Here is a 24,458-nt window from a genome sequence, read left to right as displayed (position 1 = left end):
TAAAAATACAATCCCGTCCCCTTGCCGAACCCGGGAAATTCAAATGAGACCTGCACGCTTTGGGCGTTCTCCCCATATGCTGACCGTAGAGACGGAATGCAAGAGGAGGAGATCACCCTTGCCGCAATGGCTCTGTAATCAGCTGAGGAAGGCGTTTCACAAAAAAGACAGACGCCAGATCAAACTGCTCAACGAATGCTGGTTCTTCTACCGAAACGCCCCGGAAGAAAACTCGGACGCCCGATAAATATTTTGAAATGAGCCCGCTCCATGCAAACAGGCCGGTACCGTGTACCCGCCTGTTTTTTGCGTGTGGTTTTGATGATTTCTATAGTTGGTGTGCTCCTTGTTACTTACTCAAAGCTTCTCGAAGCCGGCCAGCTCCCTCTCAGCTTGCGAAGCAAAATGATCTGACCCGTATGATAGGCGTCATGCATCATCAGGCTGTGAATCAAGCCGGAAAGCGGCCTGTCCCGAAACGGCGCGTTCAGCTCGCTATCACTCAAACCAGACAGGAAGCTACGGATCTCGCCATGGGCCTTTTTGAGACGATCGACCGTCTTCTGCCAAGCTTCGTCTCCATCTTCGACGTTGCTGAACGTCTCATCGTTGCTGGACGCCTTGCCGTCTGGTTCCTCGCCGCGCATCCGCTGCAGGTAATATTCCTTGTAATAAAGCAGGTGGTTTACGTTCTCCCAGATCGTGTTGACGGCTTCCCCTTCCGGCTTCCATACCGCTTCCTCGGCGGTTACACCATCCAATGCCGGTACAAGCGGCGGATACCAGCCTTCCTGATCGAAACATTCATCCCATCTTTGCAGCTGCTCTTGAGTTTGGCCCATCTGCAAATCCTCCCTGTCCGGTTTTTTGTAACGAACTAAAATCAATTTATTAGTTACATCCATAAATTAACACAGTCCATTTCTGCCGGTCAAGTAACTAGCAAAATAATTATTTAGTTGTTACAATGTTCCTGAAAGGAAGGATAACGAATGCTTTGGGATGATTTTTTGAACAGCGACTGGCATGATTGGCGGGGCAGCGGCAAGTCCGAGGACCGGTTGGACCGGCCCGGATGGCTGCGGGCATGGCTGCAGGAGCAGCAGCTGCCGTTACTCGATGAACCAAAACCCCACGAGCTGCAGCAGCTGAAAGAGCTCCGCTCCTTGATCCATGGCTTGGTCACCTCCATCGTCCAGGGTGTTTCCCTTGACGCCGAGGCGATCGGCAGGCTAAATGCGGTCATGTCCGCCGGCCCCGTCATTCGGGAGCTGTTCTACCGAGAAGACAGCTTGTCTACTGGGAACAATCCGGTCCGCTGGGACTGGCAGCAGGTCATGTCGGAGATCGCCGCGTCTTTTGCCGAAACGATCGCCAATGGCGAAACGGCAAGAATCAGGATCTGTGACAATCCGGACTGCCTCTGGGTGTATTATGACGATACCCGCAACCGCTCCAAACGCTACTGCGATGATAAAATGTGCGGGAATCTGATGAAGGTTCGACGATTCCGGACACGGAAAAAAGCCACCCCGCATGACCATAACCAAACCTAAACCCGAACATGCCAAAATCCCGAAGACCGGAAACATTTTTTTCCATTCTTCGGGTGGGCTATGGGAAGGAGTCCGGCAGCGATCATGGACCAGCTAAAGAACACCTAGTTGGCCGGAACTCCCTATATACTGATCTTGTTGAATCCTGATCGTATTAAGATCCGATCTTGTACACTTGCAGTCTTGCGATCAAGTTATTCTCCCTGATTCGGGTTGCGCATCGTCAGGCCGACACGGCCTTTTTTCAAATCGACGTTGAGCACCCATACCGTGACGTTATCGCCAACGGACACCACGTCCATCGGATGCTTGACGTAGCCGTTGCTAAGCTGTGAAATGTGGACGAGACCGTCGCTCTTGATCCCGATGTCCACGAAGGCGCCGAAGTCAATGACGTTGCGTACGGTGCCCTGCAGTTCCATGCCTGGGGTCAAATCCTCGATCTTCAGCACATCCGTCCGGAAAATAGGCAGCGGCAGCTCCTCCCGCGGGTCGCGGCCCGGACGCTGAAGGCTCTCCAGAATGTCGCGCAGCGTAGGCACGCCGACTTCCAGCACCTCCGCCAGCTTCTCCACGTCCTGACGCCCCAGCAGCTCGGACAGCTCAGGCGTACCCAGCTTCTCCATGCCGACGCCAAGCTCGCGGAACAGATGGTCCACCACCTTGTACGATTCCGGGTGGATCGGAGTGCGGTCGAGGGGGTTATCGCCCTCGGAGATGCGCATAAATCCGATGCACTGCTCGTAGGTTTTGGCTCCCAGCCGCGGTACGTTTTGCAGTTCTTTACGGCTCAAAAACTTACCGTTGGAATCGCGGTATTTCACGATGTTTTTGGCGGTCGTCGCATTGACGCCGGACACATAGGACAGCAGCGACGGTGAAGCGGTATTCACGTCGACACCGACATGGTTGACGGCCGATTCCACAACGGTCTTCAGACTCTCGTCCAAATGCTTCTGGGAGACGTCATGCTGGTATTGGCCGACACCGATCGCCTTCGGCTCGATCTTTACAAGCTCAGCCAGCGGGTCCTGCACGCGGCGGGCGATGGACACGGCGCTGCGCTCCGCAACGTCAAGATCCGGGAATTCTTCCTGGGCCAGCTTGGACGCCGAATACACGCTTGCTCCAGCCTCGTTGACGATCAGGTAAGCCAGGTCCGGCACGCCGATGTCGCTGATCACTTCTGCCACGAACTGTTCCGTCTCGCGCGAAGCCGTCCCGTTGCCGATCACAATCAGCTGGATGCTGTATTTCTTAATCAGCTCGTTGAACTTCGCGGCGGCTTCTTTCTTTTTGTTGTTCGGCGGCGTTGGGTACGTCACGGCCACCTCCAGAAGCTTGCCGGTATCGTCCACGACGGCGAGCTTGCAGCCTGTCCGGTAGGCCGGATCCACCCCGAGGACGCAGCGGCCCTTGACCGGCGGCTGCAGCAGCAGGCTGCGCAGGTTGCCTGAGAAGATCGAAATCGCCTGATTCTCCCCCTTCTCGGTCAGCTCAGCACGGATTTCGCGTTCGATGGAAGGGGCGATCAGCCGTTTGTAAGCATCTTCAATAACGGCCGTGAGAATCGGCTGCACCGCCGAGCTGCCCTTGATAACCTGACGCGCCATAAAATTGTGGATCGACTCAGGCTGTACGTCGAGGCCAACTTTAAGAATATTTTCGCGTTCTCCGCGGTTAATGGCCAAAATGCGGTGAGGCGGCATTTTTTTCGCCAGCTCCCGGTAGTTGTAATAGTTCTCGTACACGGACTCCTGCTCGGGATCCTTCGCTTCCGAGGTCAGCATCCCATGGTCCATCGTATAACGCCGCACCCAGGCCCGGATGGTCGCATCGTCGGCCAGGTTCTCCGCCAGAATATCCATCGCGCCGGAAATCGCATCGTCCGCCGTTTCCACGCCCTTTTCCGCATCGACGTATTTAGCGGCTTCCTTATGCACATCCCCCTGCTTCGGCTGAGCCATGATCCACTCGGAGAGCGGCTCGAGTCCCTTCTCTTTGGCGACGCTGGCACGGGTTTTACGCTTCTGCCGGTACGGACGGTACAAGTCCTCCACTTCCTGGAGCTTGGCCGCCTTCTCGATCGCCGTCTTGAGCTCCCCGGTCAATTTCCCCTGCTCGTCGATAATCCGGATGACCTCGCGCTTGCGCTCTTCCAGATTCCGCAGATAAGTCACGCGCTCTTCGATTCCGCGCAGCTGGTTCTCATCCAATTCCCCGGTCATTTCCTTACGGTAACGGGCGATAAACGGAATCGTGTTGCCCTCATCCAGCAGTCCCACCGTCGTCCGAATCTGCTTCAGGGACAACTGCAGCTCCTTGGCAATCTGCTGCACGATCCGCTCCTTTTCCTGTGCCTTCAGTACTTCACCGTTCTGTTCGATAACCATTTCCTTTTCCGTCAAAAGAAATCCCTCTTTCCCATTCGTACTTGTGTTTCCATGTATTCAAACGTTCTCTCATCATCGTCGTCATTAAAACATTCATTCGTCATCATGTGATTGGTCCACAGACTTGTCCGAGTCGAAAAATCGGCTTGGTCTGGTTTATAAACGCCTGCTCCCGCAAACCGCCTGTACCGAAAATTTCATATCAGCGGGGCGGCTTCCTGCGGCGTTATAGGTATCAGTGTCAGCTTGCCTGGCGGCCAGTCCGATTAACGGGCGGACAGCCACTATGGAAAACTGTGAGATCAAACCAAAACTTTAGGCAAATCTACAAAGTTTTCATATCTTATTATCACAAACTTTTAACCATTTTTCCAGCGGTCATGTTTGGCAGGAGAAAGCTTCCATACCACGGTAGATTTCCCCTGAAAAAGCAAAAAGAACCTTACCCCATAAACAGGGCAAGGTTCATCATACTGCTGCGGCTTCCATCTGTATAGACCTTTACGCAGGCCGGAGGCCGGTTAATTTTGGAAAGGGCCGGGGCTTATACGCGCCGGAAGCGGAAAAACTCGCTGTGGTAATCCCCGCGCTCTGCGCCTACCGCGATGCCTGCATACATCAGGGCGTCGCCAGTGTACACCTCGCTTGTGCCCACCAGCGCATAATCTGCGGCAGGATCGAGCCCCTTCAGCTTGAGGCGGTTCAGCGGCGCGTTGGATTCGGCCAGCACCCGGAAATAGAAGACCGCGGCCTCGCTGCCGTCTTCCGCAACGAACATCCAGGCGGTCTCATTGCCTTCAAACGGGCTGAGGAGCCGGTACATCTCGCCGGTCTGGACGAGCCCGCGGATTTCCTTATACAGCGCCACCTGCCGCTTGACGACTTCCTTCTCTTCTTCGGTGAACTTCGTCAAGTCGAGCTCGTAGCCAAAGTTGCCTGACATGGCGACGTAGCCGCGCATGTCGAGCGGCGTAGACCGTCCCACCTGGTGGTTCGGAACGGCGGAAATATGCGAGCCCATGGCGCTCACCGGGTAAACGATGCTCGTGCCGTACTGGATACGTAGGCGGGACACCGCATCGGTGTTATCGCTCGTCCACGTCTGCGGCATGTAATAGAGCAGGCCGGGATCGAAGCGTCCGCCGCCGCCGGAGCAGCTCTCGAACAGGATGTTCGGGAACGCCGACGTGATCCGTTCCATCACTTCGTAGAGGCCGAGCATGTAGCGGTGCGCCGTCTCCCGCTGACGCTCCGGCGGCAGCAGCGCCGAACCGATTTCCGTCATGTTGCGGTTCATGTCCCACTTCACGTACGTAATCGGCGCGCTGCTCAGCACCTCCGTCAGCATCCGTACGATCTCCTCGCGCACATCCTGCCGCGAGAAGTCGAGGATCAGCTGCTGGCGGCCTTCCGTACGGCGCCGGTCCGGTACGTGCAGGCACCAGTCCGGGTGCTTGCGGTACAGGTCGCTGTCCGGTGAAACCATCTCCGGCTCGAACCACAGGCCAAACTGCATTCCCATGCCCGTCACGCGGTTCACCAGGTCTTCCAGTCCGCCCGGCAGCTTGTTCTTATCCACCACCCAGTCGCCAAGCGAGGAATTGTCGCTGTCGCGATGGCCGAACCAACCGTCGTCCAGGACGAACAGCTCGATCCCAAGCTCTTTGCCGGCCTTGGCGATGTCGACAATTTTATCCGCATTGAACTGGAAGTAAGTCGCCTCCCAGTTGTTGACGAGGATCGGGCGCTCCTTGTCCCGGAACTGGCCGCGGGCCAGGCGCTCGCGGTACAGCCGGTGATACGTCCGCGACATGCCTCCCAGGCCTTCGGAGGAATAGACCATGACGGCCTCCGGCGTCTGGAACGCGGCTCCCGGTTCCAGCAGCCAGGTGAAATCGAACGGGTTGATCCCGATCGACAGACGGGTCGTCCGGAATTGGTCCACCTCGGCCTGGGCGATAAAGCTTCCGCTGTATACCAGGCTGAAGCCGTAGGCCTCGCCGTGGTCTTCATCCGCCCCCGGAGACAGCAGCGCGGCAAACGGGTTCTGCTGGTGGCTGCTGGCCCCGCGGCGGCTCTCCACCGCCTGCATGCCATAGGCGACCGGACGGCGCACAACGTCGCGTTCTCGGGTCCAGGCGCCGGACAGCTGCAGCCACTCGTAATCGGAGCGCGGGAAGTCCACGCTTGCGCTGAGGGCTCTAAGCAGTTCCACCGGCTCCGTGCTGTCGTTCACGATTTTTAACGAGCGGGTCAGCGCATCATAAGCTTCCATCACCGTGTACTGCAGCTCCACATGCAGCCCCGACACGGGATCCTGCATATTTACAAACAGTGTTTCGGCTTCGGACTCGCTCTCCACATATGTCGAAGGAAGTCCCTCCATCCGCGGCTTGCCCTGTTCTACCCGATGCGACACATACTTGAATTCGGTGACGGTTGAGCCGTCAGGCAGCCGGAACTGTACCAGCGGGTGACGGAAATCGCTCGTTCCGTACACCGGAAGCTCCTGCGGCAGCGTGTCCAGGGAGATCGTACGATCCTCCGGCACCGGATTCGGGCTGAAGGAAGCCCGCTCGGTCGTCACGAGCAGCCAGCTCAGGTCAGCGTCGCGCAGCCTTTTCCCGTAATAGAGATGGGCGGCATAGCCGGACGGAAGAATCTGAAATACGTAGCTTGAATTGCGGGTCTGAAGATGAAATAATTGCTGCTTGGTATCGATATGAATCGCCATAATTCCCTCCCTGATATCACAAGCGGATAGACGCAGATGCAGTACTCACCTGTCCGCTCATACGTTGGATACCATTCATTATAGCGGATGCGTAACCCCTTACAATGGACTTATGTGACTTAAAAACAAGTTCAAAAACAAGAAAAAGGCGCCCCTTTCGGGTACGCCTTATCCTTCACAACCATATCATCAACCTTATGGTTCAACGCTTAAAAATCGATCAGGCTGAGACTGATTTGCAGCGAATCATCCACCTTTTTCATCGTTTCTTCATCCAGGTGGGTAATTTTGTCCGTCAGTCTCTGCTTATCAATGGTCCGGATTTGCTCCAGCAAAATGACCGAATCCCTGTCGAAACCATGCGAAACCGCATCGATTTCCACATGGGTCGGCAGCTTTGCCTTTTGAATCTGGGCGGTAATAGCCGCCACGATGACCGTAGGACTAAAACGGTTGCCGATATCGTTCTGAATGATCAGAACCGGCCTGACTCCACCTTGCTCCGAACCGACTACGGGTGAAAGATCCGCAAAAAAAACGTCGCCGCGTTTTACGATCAATGTCTACACCCCGCTCACTAAGCGGCCTAGAGTGCTGTCTGCATCTTCTTCCGCGTGAAAGGCCTCCGATGCCATCGTCAAATTGATCTTGGCCATTTCCATATAGCCGCGCTGCATTGACTCCCGTATATAACGTTTCTTGCGCTCCGTTAAATACAGTTTCATGGCTTGCCTGATGAGTTCACTGCGGTTCGAATTCTCCATCGCAACGATGCCATCCACTTCCTGCAAAAGATGATCTGGCAAGCTGATCATAATTCGTTTGGTATTCTGCATATTAGCCACCTTCTGTTCCACCCCCACAATACCTTCTCACCCTTGTGCCCAGTATAACTTGAATCAAGGAAATTTATACAAAGGAATATATATGCCGAAGATATACCAGGTATGCTGCATACATTATAAACTAGACTCGGCATTTACGTACAGTCATTCCGTCATTACCTTTATTCGGGATGCTTGTGCCGTATTCCTTCATTTCCAGCAAAAAGGCTGAAATTCCGCCTTTCTTCGCACTAGGTGAGCAGTGGGTTGACCCGGTTGTATAGCGCCCCGTGCTTCGTGTAAACACGAGGTACCCGGTGGGAAATCATACAGATGACCTCATAGTGGATGGTACCCAGCTGAGAAGCCAGCTCATCTGCCGTAATACACTGGCCAGACTGCTGACCGATGAGCACAACCTCCTCGCCCGCATGAATTTCTTCTGCCTCTTCGGCAAAAGATTGAAGTGTTACCATACACTGGTCCATACAGATCGTTCCGACAACGGGAACGCGGCGGCCGCGGATCAGGACTTCCGCTTTACCGCTCAGCATCCGCGAGTACCCGTCGGCATAGCCGATCGGCAGCGTTCCAATGACTTCATCTTGATCCGTCACATATCTGGCGCCGTAGCTGACGCCCCAATGCGGCGGAAGGGTTTTGACATATACAAGCTCTGTCTTCAGCGTCAATACCGGGGAAAGTGCGACAGTCTGATGATTCACCTCATCCGATGGATACAATCCGTACAGGCTGATGCCGACGCGGACCATATTGTAGGACAGCTGAGGGGTATCAATCGCTGTGGCGCTGTTGCCCGTATGTATAAGAGGAGGGCTGAATCCTTTCTCCCCGAGCGAGGCCACCACGCTCTCGAAACGCCGGTACTGCTCCAGTGTATAGCTTTTATCTTCTTCGTCCGCTTTGGAAAAATGGGTAAACAAGCCTTCAACCTCAGCCTGCGAAAGAGCATAGAGCGACTCGATAAACGAAATGGCGTCCGGGCCGGGAAGAAGTCCCAGTCTGCCCATTCCGCTGTCGATCTTAATGTGGACCTTCAGCGGTCTGGACTCGGCGTCCGCCGGGAGCTGCCGGATCGCTTCCCGTACCTCCGGGCTGAACACCGTCACTGTTATGTTATTCTCCCACGCCGTTCTTATGCCTTCCGGAGGCGTGTAGCCAAGCACCAGGATGGGCAGCGTCAAACCGGCATGCCGCAGTTCAATCGCTTCATCCAGGAAAGCGACGCTTAAATAGTCCACTCCGATGCTCGCAAGCTCCCGCGCCACCTGCACGGCTCCATGACCGTACGCATCTGCCTTGACGCAGGCCAGAAATTTCATGCCTTCGGGCAGAGCCCGGCGAAACGCCGTAACGTTCGCCTGAAGATGGTCCAGATTGATTTCCGCTCTAGTTGCTCTATATTGTTGCTGCATTCATTCGTCACCTTCTCTAAGAATTAACACACTCATTACATACAGTCATTGAAAGGAGAGTTGTCATTTTCGTTCGATCATTCTATGACATAGATGGATCGGATCGAAAATCTGTTGTCATTTACCTTTCGTTTATCCTATGTAATCGTAATGTTCAGGAAGGTGACTGTCAATGAACCACGCCCCGGCTGAATCCGGCTGGTTTACCGTACCACAGCGGTTTTCGAAGATGGATAGGCGAAAGCCCCTTCGTTTAGCCGGTGGAATCATGCCCCGCCGGCCCGAAGGGTCCGCCTGTCTGCGTATTATTTACCCGATTGTTCCTGTAAAGACGCTGCGATCTGTATCATTTCGTCCACCGGCAGGTTTGCGCTTGTAATACGGAATTCCACGCCGTCCCCATTCATCCAGGTCAGCGTCTGCTGCTCATCGCCAGCCAGGAGGCCCGCCGTAAATCCGAGGTCCACCACTTCACCCGACATCAGGGACACGGCACGGTCCTGCGGACGGGATTCCATGATCGTGAACTGGTATGTACCGTCATACCGAAGCAGCAGCGCATGGTTGTCACTGTTGTCCAACTTGTTGCTGTCCTTGAGCGTAACGCCTTCAGGCAGGTAATCCGGGATAATCATGCCAAAGTCGCCCAGTTCCTTGGTGACTTCCTGCGCCGCTTCCCCGTTATCGCCCTGCGGCTGGTCCTGGGATGCGACCGGATTGCCGTTTTCGTCGACCTCAGCCACCGTTCCGACCGACGGATCACTTTGCACGGTCATGTTGCGTTTCATGTCAAAAGAATCCTTATCGAATTTCGCATCGAACTGGAACTGGTCGAACTTGACCTCAACGACGACATGGGCGTCAGAGTCGGAGACTTGTACTTGTTTTGGCGCGTAATTGTCCTTGCTGAGCCAAATTTTCTGGCGGACGAGAGACTGGCTGTGATAGTTGGCCGCAACATCGAATACATAGCTGTCCTTGTCTGCGGCAAACTGCCGGGTGTTATCGCTTAAGATGCCCCTGACGAGCGTTTGGTATAAATAGACTTGCCCCTGGTTGTCCGGCCAGTCGCTTTTAAACCGGAAGCTTTTGTTCAGGCTTGGCGTCAGCACGAATACCCCGTCGTCGTTGCGGAGAACGATTTGCGTAACGTCCTTCTGGGCGTTCGTCAGGCTGATGCGGTAGTAGTTTGGATTCTGGTACCATACCTCCACCTGGTATTCCTGCGGCTTTTCCCCGGTATACAGCGTCATTTTCCCCGTTCCTTTGTAAGAGCCATCCTTGCTTTGCAGTGTATCGACCACGTTGTTCAAGTCTTTGACAACGGAAGCGGCATCCTTTTTGCCACCACAGCCTGCCAACACAACCGTAACGCACAAGATCATGGCGAGCATCCATGAAATCCGGCGCATGACATCATCCCCCTTAGCACTTGGTTTGAACTGATTGATACATGTCTATGAGGGACTTGGTCACATTATGCAGACTAGCATGACAAGCCTGATACCGAATCCGTGTTACTGAATTTAATGTTATTAGTTCGCTGTTATACGACGTTATATAAAGGTGACTCTCGGCGGTACCGCTCCATGAACGCTTGCCTTGTCATGAGCAGCATCTGCGGAACCAGCTTGGGAGCGCTGTGCTTCACGCGTTTTTGCCCGGCGGGATGAAGCATTCGCAGCAGAAACCTTAAATAGATCGTCGTCAGCAGACGGAACCACCCGGCCTTCAGCTGGTGCTGCTCAAAGCCCAGCCCATGGGTCAGTCCCCGGTGAAGCAGCGTAATTCCGGTCAGCGCTTTGACCTCAGCCAGTTCGGGAACCTGGTCCATCGCTTCATGGATCTGTCTGAGCGATTGCTTCAGGAGCCTGGCGGTTTTCAGCGCCGCCCTGTCCGGCCCAAGGCTCCGCGACAGCTCCAGCACCTGCCCGTTATCCAAATGAAGCTCCCCAATCCAGTCGCCGGCATGAAGCCACTGCCCGCTGTCACTGCGGATGCTTTTCCCGTGAAAAGGCCGAACCACCAGCTTGCAAATTCCGTAACTCAGCACCCGCTTGCTCCGCAGCCGCGTGATCCGGTCGAACAAGCCCTCCCATTTCATCCATGCCGTCTGGACTCCCGTCTTCAAAGCCGTCGTTTTAATCAATTTCATCACATCTCTTCTCTATTAAGTTCGTTCTATTCAGTTTGACGGTTCAAATGAGGGAATCCATGCAAATCATCCAAAAAAAGTTATTTGTCTGATGCGCTGACCGTGAAACGTTCCTCGTGGAACAAGACGTGTCCGCGGCGCTGTCTAACATCATGCCCGGTTTCCGTTGGCGGGGAAGGCCGCTTATTTCCCAGTCATCGGGCAAAAAGAAACGGCAGGCCGGGGGCTGGGCCGGGATACCGATCCTGCGGTACCATATCTGACCCCTTCCTCCTGACCTGCCTGTCTCAATAAAAATGCTGCTCTATTGATCCGCCAAAATACGGTCGATCGATACCAGCTGCACGCATACGCACAAAATATCGATGGCCTGCGCAAGCTCTTCGAGCGATGGATAGGTTGGCGCAATTCGGATATTGCGGTCCCGCGGATCGCGCCCGTACGGATACGTGGCTCCGGCAGGCGTTAGTGTCACCCCAGCCTCGGCTGCACGCTGCACGACTTCCCGTGCGCAGCCGTCCATCGTATTCAGGCTGATAAAATAACCGCCGTTGGGCTTACTCCATAAAGCGATATCTTTAGAGCCGAGCCCGGATTCCAGCTTGTTCAGTACCAAGTCAAATTTCGGCTTGATGATCGCGGCATGCTTTTCCATGTGGCGGCCCAGGTGCTCCATATCCTTCAGAAAGCGGATGTGCCGCAGCTGATTCACTTTATCCGGGCCGATCGTCTGCACGGACAGCTGTTTTTTCAAATGGCTGAGGTTGTCCCTGCTCGCCGCCAAGGCCGCTACGCCGGACCCCGGAAAAGTCACCTTGGAAGTGGATGCAAAGATGAATACACGGTCGGGATTGCCGGCGTTCGAGCAGGCTTCCAGCATATTTTTCAGCTCGTCATGCCTTGAAGTCAGATGATGGACCGTATAAGCGTCATCCCAGAAAATGCGGAAATCGCCAGCCCTCGTCTTCATCCGGGCCAGCCGTTCCACCGTTTCGTCGGAATACGTGATACCGCCGGGGTTGCTGTACTTCGGCACACACCAAATCCCCTTGATGGAGTCATCTTCGGCGACAAGCCTTTCTACTGCGTCCATATCCGGCCCTTCCGGCGTCATATCTACGGTGATCATTTCAATATTCAGCTGCTCGCAGATCGCAAAATGGCGGTCATACCCAGGGCTTGGACACAGGAATTTGACGGACGGGAGCCTGCTCCACGGCTGCTCACTGCCAAGCACCCCGAACAGCATCGCCCGTGCCAGCGCATCATACATCAAGTTTAGGCTGGAGTTGCCTTGAACAATCACTTCGGAAGACTGAACCCCAAGCATCTCGGCAAAAAAACGCTTCGCCTCCGGGAGCCCGTCAAGGCCTCCGTAATTGCGGCAGTCCGTCCCATCCTCCGCCCGAAGCTCTTCCCCGGACGGCAGAACGTCCAGCATTTCGTTCGAAAGCTGCAGTTGCTCCGGGCACGGCTTGCCCCGGGACATATCCAGCTTCAAATTAAGACTCCGGTATGCCTCGTATTCAGCTTGCAGCCGGGCTTGCTCCCGCCTTAACTCATCTTCCTGCCATCCGGCATAACCCGTAACCATCTTCATCTCTCCTCACTCAGCTCTTCGTCTAACTTTTACTAAATTACACCATATGACCGAAAGCAGGCGGATGTCAACTACAAAAATCACCACGCCTGGCGTCATGAAAATCCAAAAAAACCGGACTGCTGTAGCGCAGCCCGGCTCCGGTGCTTTTTATGTTTAGTTATGTGGGGTTGGAGGCTCCTTCGGGACCAGCTTGAATATCTCTCCGCTCTCAAACGTATCGATGAGCCGGTCCAGCCAGCCGTAATAAGCAACCGCCTCGTGCAGTTTGGCGATATCCTTGCGCAGCAGCTCGGTGAACTCGGGATCATGCTCGTACTCCGTCAGCAAGCGGCCCATTTCGTCGATGGACTTGCTCAGAATCTGGATATTGCTCTCTACCGATTTTCTCCACTTGATATCGAAAAAGTCGGTAAACGTCTGATACCAGTCGTATTCCACTTCATATAAGTCCTTGCGGGAGCCCTTCTCCCATACTTTATTGACCATCTTCAAGTCCAGCAGGGTCCGGACGCCCGTGCTCATGCTGGTCTTGCTCATTTTCATTTCCCGTCCCATTTCATCCAGGGTCATCGGCTTGTCCGCAAAAAAAAGCAGCCCGTATAAATGTCCGGTGGACTGGGAGATTCCATATAAGTCCATGTTTCTTCCGATCGTTTCAATGACGCGCTTGCGTACCTTGTGGATTGCTGCGTCGCGTTCATCTTCGAATTGGTCCAAGCTCATGCTTGCAACCTCCTTATTTGTTCAACCATTCTCCGCAGAATCCCCGGCCCATAAGCCTGTACAAGGTCCGGAATCCGCTTGTGTTGCCCGTGATTGTAAGTGAAAAAGTATGGAGAAGACCAAACCTTCATCGTCTATTGTATGTAAACGTATTTTAATTGTAAAGAAACCGATCCGTCAGGAAAACGGCGGATAGGGGAGCATTCGGCAGTAAATTTCGTACAGTTTTTTCTGTACGTTCTTTACGTACGGTTAAAACGTTTGATACTATATATATTAATTGTTACACTGTTACCCGTTGGTTATTCACGCAGCATCGTGTTCGCACTTATCAACGATAGAGAAGCAATAAGGGGGTATCACTGTTGTCTATTTTGCAGCTTAAACAAGTCAGCAAATTGTTCGGAGCCCAGGCGGAGCAAAGCGTCGGACTGCTCGAACAAGGCTGGAACAAGGAGAAGCTGGCGAAGGAAAAATCCGTGACCGTCGGGGTGAACCGGGTCAACCTCAGTATTGAAGCTGGCGAAATTTTCGTCATTATGGGGCTGTCCGGCAGCGGCAAATCCACCCTCGTCCGGATGCTGAACCGGCTGATTGAGCCTACGGCGGGGGAAATCCTCGTTCACGGGCAGGATTTAAGAAAAATGAGTAAGGAGCAGCTCCGTAAGGTACGGCGCCAGACGATCAGTATGGTCTTTCAGAAGTTCGCGCTGTTTCCGCACCGGACCGTACTGGAAAACGTGGAATACGGGCTTGAGATTCAAAAGGTCAAAAAGCCGGAGCGCACGGAGAAAGCGATGAAGTCGCTCGAGCTGGTCGGCCTCAAGGGCTGGGAAAACAAATCTCCCGACGAACTGAGCGGCGGCATGCAGCAGCGCGTCGGTCTGGCCCGGGCGCTCGCGAACGACCCGGAGATTCTGCTGATGGACGAAGCCTTCAGCGCGCTTGATCCGCTGATCCGCCGTGACATGCAGGATGAGCTGCTCGAACTGCAGGAGACGATGAAGAAAACGATTATCTTCATCACGCACGATCTGGACGAAGCGCTGCGGATCGGCGATCGGATTGCGCTCATGAAGGATGGCGCCGTCGTGCAGGTGGGCACGCCGGAAGAAATTCTGACGCAGCCGGCCAACGCCTATGTGGAGCGGTTCGTCGAGGACGTCGACCTGTCCAAGGTGCTGACCGCCGCCCATGTCATGCGCCGTCCGGAAACGATCATGCCGGACCGGGGGCCGCGGGTGGCGCTCGAGCTGATGCGCGAGCGCGGCATCTCCAACCTGTTCGTCATCGACCGCGGCAAGCGGCTGCTCGGCGTCATCACGGCGGAGGATGCCTCGGAAGCGATGCGCAGCGGCAAAACGCTTGCGGACATTCTGATCACGGACGGTCCAAGAGTGCATCCGGACGTCCTAATCAACGAGCTGTTTGAAATTACCAGCATGTCCAAGGTACCGCTCGCCGTCGTCGACGACAACGACCGTCTTGCTGGCGTGATCGTCCGGGGAGCCCTGCTTGGTGCGCTCGCCGGGGAGAACAGTTCGAAGGAGGTGAGCCCAAATGCCGAAAATACCGCTGGATGAGTGGATTGAAGCATTGGTCGGCTGGATGGGGGACCATCTGACGGTCCTGTTCGACTTCATTTCGAGCGTCATCGAAGGCATCGTTAACGGATTTACCTGGCTATTCATGCTGCCGCATCCGTTCCTGTTTATCGTCATACTCGGTATTCTTGCCTTCCTGGTCGGGCGGATATCCCTGACGCTTTTCTCGGTGATCGGATTTCTGCTGATCTATAACCTGGGGTACTGGCCGCAGACGATGGATACTCTCAGTCTCGTCATTACCTCCGCCCTGATCTCGGTCGTCTTAGGCGTTCCGATCGGCATCTGGTGTGCTTACAGCAGAGGAGCTTCCCGTATCATTACGCCGATACTCGATTTCATGCAGACGATGCCGGCCTTCGTCTATCTGCTGCCGGCAGTTACCTTCTTCAGCCTGGGCGTCGTGCCAGGGGTCATCGCTTCGGTTATCTTCGCGATTCCGCCGACGATCCGCCTGACCCTGCTCGGCATTCAGCAGGTATCGGGCGAGCTCACGGAAGCAGCCGATGCCTTCGGGTCCACCGGACCGCAGAAGCTCTTCAAGGTGCAGCTGCCGTTGGCTATGCCAACGCTGATGGCCGGCATCAACCAGACCATCATGCTGTCGCTGTCCATGGTCGTCATCGCTTCAATGATCGGCGCCCAAGGCATCGGGGCTGAGGTATACCGCGCGGTAACCCAGCTCCAAATTGGGAAAGGCTTCGAAGCCGGTCTTGCGGTGGTTATTCTCGCCATCGTGCTCGACCGATTTACGCAAAACTTATTTAAATCCAAAAAAAGGGGTGCATAACATGAAAAAACAGAAAAAATGGACGATCCTGGCCAGCTTGGGCCTGGCAGGAGCATTGATGCTGTCCGCCTGCGGCCAAAACGGATCCGGCGGGTCGGCAAGCGGAGAAGGCAGCGCTGATTCCTTCGGTAAGCAGGTCAACTACGAAATCATCGGCATCGACCCTGGTGCCGGGATCATGAAGGCGACCAACAAAGCCATCGAAGAATACGGCCTGTCCGACTGGAAGCTGATTGAAGGCTCCGGCGCGGCGATGACTGCGACGCTGGCCAAAGACATTAAGGCCAAAAAGCCGATCGTCATTACCGGATGGACACCGCACTGGATGTTCTCCAAATATGACCTGAAGTATCTGGATGATCCGAAGAAAGTATACGGTGAAGCCGAGGAAATCCATACGATTGCCCGCAAAGGTCTGGAGCAGGATGAGCCGACCGCTTACGCATTCCTGGACCGGTTTGAATGGTCCTCCGATGAAATGGGCGAGATCATGACAGCGATCCAGGAAGGCAAGAAGCCGGAAGAGGCCGCCAAGGCATGGGCTGACAGCCACGCCGACCGGGTCAATGAATGGACCAAGGACCTGAAGCCCGTTAACGGCAACCCGCTGAAGCTGAGCTACGTAGCCTGGGATTCAGAAATCGCCAGCACCAACCTGCTGCAGTACATCCTCCAGGAGAAACTGGGCTACAAGGTAACCGCCCTGCAGGTAGAGGCAGGACCGATGTGGACCGGCGTCGCCAACGGGGACGTGGACGCATCGGCCGCAGCCTGGCTGCCGCTGACCCATGCCGATTACCTCGCCAAATTCAAAGACCAGATCGATGATCTGGGCGCTAATATGACCGGCGTCAAAACCGGATTGGTCGTGCCGTCCTACGTTGACATTAAGTCCATCGAAGACCTGAAGAAATAATTCAATTCATTCTCTATAGGTTCATACAAAAAAAGGGCTGGGCCCCGGTAGATTGTTCTACCTGGGGACCCAGCCCTTTTTTTTTGCTGGAAGAGGAATCCGGTCCGTCATCCAGACACCGAACCGGTACAGTCATTCTATAGAATGGCTCTGCTGTGAGCCTCTCTACTCTGACGGTTACTCTTCTTCAGCAGCCCGCTTATTCTCCGAACGGTCGTCGATCGTCACGGTGACCGGCGAATACTCGGCCGTCACGACCTGCCCATGAACGGACACGCTGCCTTCCGGCGAGATGTCCTTCTCAGTCATGATGCCGAGCGCGATCGTAAACTCGTTGAACTTGATCGGGATGTTCTTCTCCCGGCGGATTTCCGTGCCGTTCAAATAGAACACAGCTTCGTCGTTTCCGCGGTCATACGTAATTTTGTAGGTATTAAATTCACGTGGCTTAAAGTTGGTGTCTTCTTTAAAGATGCAGAAGTACCGGGTCTTGTCCGATGGCGGAACCTCTACCCCCGGGAAAGGAAGAACAGCGTATACGCTGGCATACTTGTCGTTGCCGGCAAAGAAATCCAGCGCCGCTCCGGTCGTGAAATCCAGCAGGTTAAGCGATACGTAGCCGTCGTACAGATCGTTCGGCACGGTATTGACCGAGCGGGCACGGATCTGCAGTTCGAAGTCGACCACTCCGTGATCCGGTACTTTGACCGTTTCCACTGAATAATACATGTGCTTCGCGTTGTCCAAAATTTGAATCTGGTCGTTTTGCCGGCTCAATGGAGCACGGACGTACAGAATGCCGTTGCGGACAATGACTACCGCATCAGGCTCCCGGTATTCCCAGAACGTACCGTCCGGCAGCGGAAAGCCGCCGATTTTCCAAACCTCGCCCTCCGACAAAATCGTATGAAAATCCCCAAAAACGCGTTGTTGTACCATGTAGCATCGAACTTCCTTTCTCGCTTAAGTCAATATGGCCGTAAGGTCAGATCAAGCCTTGTATCAGTAAACATATAATCATAATGATCCCGCTCCGCTGGGTCGATTTCACCGAAGCTCCCATCAGCGGAATATAGGCATGACTGTTATTATGAGACTTCAGCTTGCCGTACACCTGGTACAGCGGAATCATGCCCGGCAGGGCCAGCAGTCCGTACACCGGAAGCGCCCCGGCAATGACGCTGACCACGAGCATCAGCGCGGACAGAAACAGCAGAAACCGGGAGAAGCCAAGCGCTCTTTGCTCGCCCCACACGACGACCAGCGTACGTTTGCCGGCCTGGCGGTCGGCCTGCCAGTGTAAAAAGTGATGGTTGAACAGAATCAGCGTAGTTAACAGGCCGATCGGCAGGGACAGGAGCAGCGCCCGCAGATCCAAATGCGAGGTTTGCACATAATAGGCACCCATGACCGGAAGAACGCCGAACGAGAGCAGGATTGCGACTTCCGAGTAGCCTTTGCCCCGGTATCCGAACTTCAGTGGCGGCGCCACATAGAAGTATGCGATCAAGCCGCCGAGTGCGCCGAAAATGAAAGCCCACGGCCCTGAGAATACGGCCAATATAATTCCGCAAGCCGCGGCAAGGCCAAACAGCGCCCAAGTGACCGCCGCAAACTTGCGAATGCTCCATACGCCGCCCGTCAAAAAGCCCGAGTTCGTGGAGACCGCATCCACTGCCTCTTTGGCAGCCGTATCGGTCCCGCTCTTGTAATCCCACAGGTCGTTCACCATGTTGGAGAACAGGTGGGCCGCCGCCGCGCCGACAAGCGTAATCAGAAACAGCCAGACGTTAAAAACGCCGTTCCATACAAAAGCCCCCAACGCTCCCAGCGCGACCGGAATCAGCATGACCGGTACAACTCCGAAGCGTGAGGCTTTCATGAACTGTTTGAGCATGCACCATGCTCCCTTCCTTATAATGTACCCATGATAAATGGGTTCGTATAATTTTCGGGCGAAAACGCCGTATTGCCAAACAAATGATATTTTTCACAAACTTTCCCATGATGGATATCGTTAACGACAACCTACAGGAAAGCAGGTTTGTATCATCCTTCACAAGGATATCACACTTTCGCGGATGTTGTCACCGGAATGTATAAATCAGGAAGATTCCACGCGATGTCAGGTTTCAGACCAAGCCAAAAAAGCCACGGCCCTCTTTTCCGCTGCCCTTCGAATGAAGAAGGGAGCGTTCCGGTTGTGCCGTGGCTTGTTTCTGATTGACGAGAATCAACTGGTAGATTGTCTTAGAAGCGCCTGCCTGGATCCGCAGTCCGTACCGACCTGCCTGACCTAATTCCTATTGCTCTGTGCTGACCTGCCACGTAATGCCGAACTTGTCCCGGACCATGCCGAAGGCCGGGCTCCAGAACGTCTTCTGCAGTTCCATCAGCACCTGTCCCCCATCCGACAATCCGGCGAAGACCGATTGGAGACGCTCGCTGTCATTTGATGTAATGGCGATGCTCAACTGATCCCCAAGCTGATACGGATTTCCCGGAAACGTATCGGAGAAGAGCAGCGTGTTGCCGTCAAATTCAAGTGCGGCGTGCAGTACGCGATCTTTGGCTTCATCCGGCAGCGGATGATCCGGATCCGGCATATCGCTGAAGCGGGACAATCCCAGGTTTTTGGCCTGCAACACTTTTTCATAAAACGCAACGGCCTCGGCACAATTGCCATTCATTACAATGTAAGGCGATATCTTTACACTCATTCGGGAAGTCCTCCTTTATCATATGGGACATGCACAATCCATTATATCCCACGCCTCAGCGATTGATAAGGACATGCTGAAAAAAGGACGCCGCTTACGAGCGGCCATCCTCTTCAATCACCCGGCGGCCCTTAATATACAGCCGATTCCAATACGGATCCGAGAGCTCCGTGACCACGACGCCGCCCGCTTTGCAGGAATGAAGGAACCGGCCGCCGCCAAGATAAATGCCGACATGGCCGATTCGTTCCAGCCCTTTTTTATGCGTTCGGGAGTGGACGGAAAAGAACAGCAGATCGCCCCGCTGCAGGTTCGTTCTAGCCACGTCATATCCCAGGAGGCTTTGCTGTCTGGACGTACGCGGCAGCAGCAGACCGTTTTTGGCAAAAATAAATTGCATGAAGGAGCTGCAATCGAACGCGTCGATGGACCAGGGCACCGCACCGAACCGGTATGGAGTCCGGTAGAATGCCATGCCGTCCTGGATGATCTGTTCGATGAGCTCCGCTCTGGAGCATCCGGACGTATCCCGCGACCATGGAGGTGCCGCCGGAATAACCGCCGCTTGCCTATGAGCCAGATAAGCCGCGTATTGGAACGGCACCCGGATGCTTTTCAAATAGAGTTCGAGGTCACGCTCCGTTCGCATGAACGGCTTGCCCGGCTTATGGTTCACTTCCAGAATATAGAGGGACCGATCTTCGCCTATGGCCAAGTCGACGCCCAATTCGGCAAAGCTCCGGTTGTAATATAGCTCCAGCTGCTCTGCGATCCGCCGTGACAGGTCCCCAACCTGTTCGTACAGCCTCTTCGCTTCCTCCTCCCCAAATCTTTTGGCCAAGAAGGGATACCCCTCCAACGTTTGCCCGCCGTGCTCCGGATGCGTCGTCAGACGGCTTGTCTGTCCTACATGGACGACGAGCCCGGTAAAGCTCCAGCTGCCCAGCCCATCTTTCTGAATCAGCGCACGGCAGTCCCAGGGGTTTCGGCTGTTCACGCGCAAATCGAGCGCCGGCTGCATCATATAACCTTTGGCGGCCAGCTGATCTAAATATCTCCCTGCCGATTCCACCTTGATGCCGCGGCATACGCCCCCGTCTTCCTCAATAATCAGCATGTCCTTGCGAAGACTGATCCGTTTGATCCCGGTACCCGATTCTCCGCTGACCGGTTTCAGCATGAGCGCTTTGTGCTGCTCCAGCATGGAAATCCCGTCGGCCGCCCGAATCAGCAGCTCCGTCTCCACCAAATGCTCCGCGATTTCCGGGGACGCCTTCAGTCCCTGATAGACGACCCACTTATTGCCAAGCCAGTCCCCAACAAAGGGCAGCCGGCTGAAGGATTTGATTTCTTCCGCTTGCTGGTAACCGCGGATCGTCCTGTAATGGCCTATATCATAAATGAGATCCGGAAATCCCTGTACCGTACGCACCCATTTATGCTTTTGATAAGTGTAACCGGTAATTTTTCGCCGGGCCAAGTTCACATCTTCAGGCGCAAAAAGAATCAACCGTTTGAAACCTGCCTCATTCGCTGCCTCAACATAGGGAAGAAAATGGGACCTTCCGGCCGTCTTGGCAGACATTAGGCCGAGCGTGGTGTTCATACCCATCCCCTGCCTGAGTTTCCGATGCCAAAAGTACGGGTCATCACTTCTGTATCATCCTCCTGGGGGTTTTCAATTCAACTCGTTCGTAACCAGCGTATGCCTTGGAGAGGATGGAAGTGCTTATCCCCTCCTTAACGGCAAGAAGGGACGTCCGCTCCATAAGCGTCGTCCCTTTCTTTCGGGTGATAGCATTATTGTATGAATTGCCGTTCTCTCAGCCAGGTCGCGCACAGGTCCGGCCATGCCTTGACGGCCTCTTCTTCCTCCGCGAGCCCAAGTCCGTGCCGTCCGGCCTCAAATACATGCAGCGCATAAGGAATCTTCTCGCGGCTTAAAGCGAGGGCTAAGAACAGGCTGTTCTCCGCAGGAACGGCCCCGTCATCGGCCGTATGCCAAATAAAGGCCGGCGGCGTATCCGGCGTGACCCGCGTCTCGTTGGACAAATACTGGACCAGTTCCGGGTCCGGCTCTTCCCCGAGCAGCGAATACTTGCTGCCTTCGTGGGTATATGGCCCGAAGCTGATGACCGGATAGCACAGCACCTGCAGGTCGGGACGGCTGCTCTCGCGCTCGACCGGATCTTCCGCATCCGCCTGGCCTGCATCAAAATGGGTGCCAGCGGTGGACGCCAAGTGCCCACCGGCGGAAAAGCCCAAAATGCCTACCCGCGCCGGGTCGATGTTCCAATCGGCCGCGAGGCTTCGCACCGTGCGGATCGCCCGCTGGGCGTCTCCCAGCGGAACCGGGTGGCGGTTCGGCGACACGCGGTAGTTCAGGACCACCGCCGACACCCCGATGCTGTTCAGCCACAAGGCGATCGGTTCGCCTTCATGGTCTGCGCGCATGACGTATCCGCCTCCCGGGCATACCACCATCATCGGGAAAGGACCCTCCCCTTCAAGCAGGTAAGGCGTAATGCTGGGGCAGCCCTCGTTCTCCGGCCCGCTTTGTCCCAGCGGAACATCCTCCCATAGTGGTATGCGCTGCTTGCTGTCAGGCAGCCTGCTTGCTGCTGTGCTCATTCGATCGTCCCCTTGTCATATGGTTTTGTCCACCATTTTACAATGGGAGCACACATAATTAAAGGGCTTACACTCAATTTAGCCGAAAAGCCAGCGCGAAAGCCCCTGATTCTTCAGCAGCTTGATATACAATCCGCCAACGACGTTTCGTGCTGAAAACTCATCTGCCGATCGGTTCGGTATCGTGCCAGCCGGTCATCGAAACGCGGTCCGGCGACTCGTGATATGCAATCCGGTAGCGGAGCTACAAGCTTCAGCTGCGTACATGAAACCGAAGGGAATTGCTCATAATGTAACGGTACTGCCCTACCTAAAACTAAGGAGAGAATGAAATCGATGGGTATTCTCGACGGAAATCCGAAACACCAGCCTATGCATTACGGCGAAGTCTTCAATTTATGGGAAGTTTCGATGATGGCCAAAGGACTCGTCTCCTGCTATCAGGTATATCTGAACCATGCCGGAGACAAAGACCTCAAACAAATTCTTGAGGACCTGATCGACCAAGCCAAGACCGAAATCAAGGAATGCGACAAGCTGCTGACCGACAACGGCGTCGTCCCGGCGCCGATTATGGCCGATAGACCGGCCGTCCATCTGGAAGACATACCGCCCGGGGCCCGCTTTATGGACCAGGAAATCGGCGCCAAGCTGGCAGCCGACACCGCCGCGGGACTGGCCGCCTGCAGCGCGATTATGGGTATGTCCATCCGCGAGGACATCGGCGCATTATTCGCCAAATACCATACGACCAAGACCGCCCTCGGCGTGCGGATTTTGCGTATGAACAAGGAGAAGGGCTGGCTTGTTCCTCCACCGCTTCACGTTGAGCGTCCGGTTGAGGAAAAGGCATAACCCAACCCCTCTGCCGTTTACGGCGACTCCCGTTCACGCAAGTCGGAATGTACGGCAAAAAGGCTTTCCCTTCGTCCCCATGGACGGCAGGAAAGCCTTTTTTGTGATAGATTTCGTTTGACGTTCTGACGCAGTTCTTGACTCCGAAAAAAGTCCGGAGACTAGGACAGCTTCACGAGATGGTATTTTTTCTTGCCTTTGCGGATGATGATAAACCGGCCTTCGATGGCATGGTCGGCGCTTACTTCAAGTTCGGCGTCGGTGACGCGCTCACCGTTCATGGAGATGGCTCCCGAATTCAGATCCTCGCGCGCTTGGCGCTTGGACGGCTCGATACCGACATCAACAAGCCAGTCGACGATGTTCTTGGATTCCTTCGGCGCTTCAAACGTCGGCATTTCCTTGAAGCCCTGCTCGATTTCGTCCGCGGTAAGCGACTTGATGTCGCCGCTGAAGAGCGCAGCCGTGATCTTTTTAGCCTGGGCCAGCATTTCTTCGCCATGGACGAACCGGGTCATTTCCTCGGCCAGCGTAATCTGTGCTTCGCGTTTGTGCGGCTCGGTCTGCACCTTTTCCGCCAAAGCGTCGATCGCTTCTTTGTCCAGGAAGGTGAAGTACTTCAGGTACTTGACGACGTCGCGGTCGTCCGTGTTCGCCCAGAACTGGTAGAACTCGTACGGCGTCGTTTTCTTCGGATCGAGCCAAATGGCGCCGCCGGCGGTTTTGCCGAATTTCGTGCCGTCCGCCTTCAGCATGAGCGGAATGGTCAGGCCGAATGCTTTCGCTTCCGGGCCTTCCTTTTTCCGGATCAGATCCAGGCCGCTCGTAATGTTGCCCCATTGGTCGGAGCCGCCGATCTGCAGCTGGACGTCCTCTTCCCGGTACAGGTGCAGGAAGTCCATCGACTGCAGAATTTGGTAGGAAAATTCCGTGTACGAAATGCCGGTTTCGAGCCGGTTGGCAACGATATCCTTGGCCAGCATCGTGTTGATGCTGAAGTTTTTCCCGTAATCGCGGAGAAAATCAATGACGTTCAGCTGATGCGTCCAGTCGTAGTTGTTCACCATGCGCAGCTGGTTGTCGCCTTCCGTCAGGAACAGCTTCTTCATTTGGGCGGTCAGGGCGTCCACGTTCGCCTGCACCTGTTCCATCGTCTGCAGCGTGCGTTCGGACTGGCGTCCGCTCGGGTCGCCGATCGTTCCGGTGGCGCCGCCGATCAGAATGACCGGCCGGTGTCCGGCCAGCTGGAACCGTTTCAGCATCATGAACGGGATCAGGTGCCCGATGTGCATGCTGTCCCCGGTCGGGTCGACGCCGCAGTACAGGGAGATCGATTTCTCCTCCGTCAATTGGCGGAGTCCCTCCGCGTCCGTCTGTTGGTTAATGGCCTCGCGCCACTCCAGTTCGTCAATAATGTTCATTTTCTTGTCCAGCTCCTTTGCTTGTTCATGATATATGGGGTTAAAAATCGGTTATACATGGATCGAGGCGGGCTTCTCCCGGATGCAAGGCTTCTTC

22 protein-coding genes are annotated in these 24,458 nt (G+C 54.9%); 6 read left to right on the top strand and 16 right to left on the bottom strand.

The window, feature by feature from the left end:
* Window positions 1-118 precede the first annotated feature (118 nt).
* Window positions 119-247 (top strand): cortex morphogenetic protein CmpA, encoded by a 129-nt coding sequence (gene cmpA, locus GCU45_RS21305; protein WP_089549977.1) that lies wholly within the window; start codon window positions 119-121, stop codon window positions 245-247.
* Window positions 248-353: 106 nt separating this feature from the next.
* Here the strand turns inward: cmpA and GCU45_RS21300 are convergent, their stop codons facing one another.
* The gene (locus GCU45_RS21300; RefSeq protein ID WP_152400341.1) at window positions 354-842 is read right to left on the bottom strand and encodes a DinB family protein; all 489 of its coding nucleotides are present in this window, start codon (window positions 840-842) and stop codon (window positions 354-356) included.
* 150 nt (window positions 843-992) lie between these two features.
* On the opposite strand from GCU45_RS21300, the gene GCU45_RS21295 reads away from it, so the two are divergent.
* Window positions 993-1,556: a CGNR zinc finger domain-containing protein gene (locus tag GCU45_RS21295; RefSeq protein ID WP_152400340.1), complete on the top strand. Its 564-nt coding sequence runs from the start codon at window positions 993-995 to the stop codon at window positions 1,554-1,556.
* 194 nt (window positions 1,557-1,750) lie between these two features.
* On the opposite strand, the gene GCU45_RS21290 is transcribed toward GCU45_RS21295, so the two are convergent.
* From GCU45_RS21290 to GCU45_RS21250, 9 genes are all read right to left on the bottom strand, one after another.
* The gene (locus GCU45_RS21290) at window positions 1,751-3,949 is read right to left on the bottom strand and encodes a Tex family protein (protein ID WP_152403237.1); all 2,199 of its coding nucleotides are present in this window, start codon (window positions 3,947-3,949) and stop codon (window positions 1,751-1,753) included.
* Window positions 3,950-4,493: 544 nt separating this feature from the next.
* A complete protein-coding gene (locus GCU45_RS21285) occupies window positions 4,494-6,683 on the bottom strand; it encodes an alpha-galactosidase (protein WP_152400338.1) in 2,190 nt (729 codons plus the stop codon).
* Between the two features lie 209 nt (window positions 6,684-6,892).
* Window positions 6,893-7,243 (bottom strand): type II toxin-antitoxin system PemK/MazF family toxin, encoded by a 351-nt coding sequence (locus GCU45_RS21280; RefSeq protein WP_076174838.1) that lies wholly within the window; start codon window positions 7,241-7,243, stop codon window positions 6,893-6,895.
* Between the two features lie 3 nt (window positions 7,244-7,246).
* On the bottom strand, window positions 7,247-7,528 hold the full coding sequence (locus tag GCU45_RS21275) for a CopG family ribbon-helix-helix protein (protein WP_036648438.1): 282 nt from the start codon (window positions 7,526-7,528) through the stop codon (window positions 7,247-7,249).
* Between the two features lie 230 nt (window positions 7,529-7,758).
* Window positions 7,759-8,943 carry an alanine racemase gene (gene alr / locus GCU45_RS21270; protein ID WP_105442107.1) on the bottom strand — a complete coding sequence of 395 codons (1,185 nt, stop codon included), beginning with the start codon at window positions 8,941-8,943 and terminating at the stop codon, window positions 7,759-7,761.
* A gap of 305 nt (window positions 8,944-9,248) precedes the next feature.
* Window positions 9,249-10,355, bottom strand: coding sequence for an outer membrane lipoprotein-sorting protein (locus tag GCU45_RS21265; protein ID WP_076174843.1), 1,107 nt, complete (start codon window positions 10,353-10,355; stop codon window positions 9,249-9,251).
* 134 nt (window positions 10,356-10,489) lie between these two features.
* A complete protein-coding gene (locus tag GCU45_RS21260; RefSeq protein WP_244364187.1) occupies window positions 10,490-11,098 on the bottom strand; it encodes a YkoP family protein in 609 nt (202 codons plus the stop codon).
* Window positions 11,099-11,402: 304 nt separating this feature from the next.
* On the bottom strand, window positions 11,403-12,698 hold the full coding sequence (locus GCU45_RS21255) for an aspartate aminotransferase type Ic (RefSeq protein WP_152400336.1): 1,296 nt from the start codon (window positions 12,696-12,698) through the stop codon (window positions 11,403-11,405).
* 156 nt (window positions 12,699-12,854) lie between these two features.
* Window positions 12,855-13,424 carry a GbsR/MarR family transcriptional regulator gene (locus GCU45_RS21250; RefSeq protein WP_116231912.1) on the bottom strand — a complete coding sequence of 190 codons (570 nt, stop codon included), beginning with the start codon at window positions 13,422-13,424 and terminating at the stop codon, window positions 12,855-12,857.
* Window positions 13,425-13,789: 365 nt separating this feature from the next.
* On the opposite strand from GCU45_RS21250, the gene GCU45_RS21245 reads away from it, so the two are divergent.
* The 3 genes from GCU45_RS21245 to GCU45_RS21235 are packed head-to-tail and all read left to right on the top strand — an operon-like array spanning window position 13,790 to window position 16,734.
* Window positions 13,790-15,007, top strand: a complete 1,218-nt coding sequence (locus tag GCU45_RS21245) for a quaternary amine ABC transporter ATP-binding protein (protein ID WP_152400334.1) — start codon at window positions 13,790-13,792, stop codon at window positions 15,005-15,007.
* On the top strand, window positions 14,985-15,818 hold the full coding sequence (locus GCU45_RS21240) for an ABC transporter permease (RefSeq protein ID WP_076174858.1): 834 nt from the start codon (window positions 14,985-14,987) through the stop codon (window positions 15,816-15,818). The genes GCU45_RS21245 and GCU45_RS21240 overlap by 23 nt, the downstream gene beginning before the upstream one ends.
* Window position 15,819: 1 nt before the next feature.
* A complete protein-coding gene (locus GCU45_RS21235; protein ID WP_152400332.1) occupies window positions 15,820-16,734 on the top strand; it encodes a glycine betaine ABC transporter substrate-binding protein in 915 nt (304 codons plus the stop codon).
* 177 nt (window positions 16,735-16,911) lie between these two features.
* Here GCU45_RS21235 and GCU45_RS21230 read toward each other — a convergent pair whose 3' ends face one another.
* The 5 genes from GCU45_RS21230 to GCU45_RS21210 form a co-directional block, all read right to left on the bottom strand.
* Window positions 16,912-17,673, bottom strand: coding sequence for a DUF6081 family protein (locus tag GCU45_RS21230; RefSeq protein ID WP_105442101.1), 762 nt, complete (start codon window positions 17,671-17,673; stop codon window positions 16,912-16,914).
* Window positions 17,674-17,719: 46 nt separating this feature from the next.
* The gene (locus GCU45_RS21225) at window positions 17,720-18,631 is read right to left on the bottom strand and encodes a prenyltransferase (RefSeq protein WP_152400330.1); all 912 of its coding nucleotides are present in this window, start codon (window positions 18,629-18,631) and stop codon (window positions 17,720-17,722) included.
* A 406-nt stretch (window positions 18,632-19,037) separates the two neighbouring features.
* On the bottom strand, window positions 19,038-19,454 hold the full coding sequence (locus GCU45_RS21220) for a VOC family protein (protein WP_089549965.1): 417 nt from the start codon (window positions 19,452-19,454) through the stop codon (window positions 19,038-19,040).
* Between the two features lie 94 nt (window positions 19,455-19,548).
* On the bottom strand, window positions 19,549-21,060 hold the full coding sequence (locus GCU45_RS21215) for a YheC/YheD family protein (RefSeq protein WP_167527180.1): 1,512 nt from the start codon (window positions 21,058-21,060) through the stop codon (window positions 19,549-19,551).
* Between the two features lie 194 nt (window positions 21,061-21,254).
* Window positions 21,255-22,085, bottom strand: coding sequence for an alpha/beta hydrolase (locus tag GCU45_RS21210; RefSeq protein WP_152400326.1), 831 nt, complete (start codon window positions 22,083-22,085; stop codon window positions 21,255-21,257).
* Between the two features lie 336 nt (window positions 22,086-22,421).
* Between GCU45_RS21210 and GCU45_RS21205 the strand changes: the two genes are divergently transcribed.
* Entirely contained in the window at window positions 22,422-22,940 is a 519-nt protein-coding gene (locus GCU45_RS21205) for a DUF3231 family protein (RefSeq protein WP_152403236.1), read from the top strand.
* A gap of 161 nt (window positions 22,941-23,101) precedes the next feature.
* Here GCU45_RS21205 and tyrS read toward each other — a convergent pair whose 3' ends face one another.
* A complete protein-coding gene (gene tyrS / locus GCU45_RS21200) occupies window positions 23,102-24,361 on the bottom strand; it encodes a tyrosine--tRNA ligase (RefSeq protein WP_152400324.1) in 1,260 nt (419 codons plus the stop codon).
* Between the last annotated feature and the right edge of the window lie 97 nt (window positions 24,362-24,458).

The organism is Paenibacillus cellulositrophicus (genome assembly GCF_009363095.1).
Taxonomy (GTDB): Bacteria; Bacillota; Bacilli; order Paenibacillales; family Paenibacillaceae; genus Paenibacillus_AQ; species Paenibacillus_AQ favisporus.
This window is presented reverse-complemented; position numbering and strand designations above follow the sequence as displayed.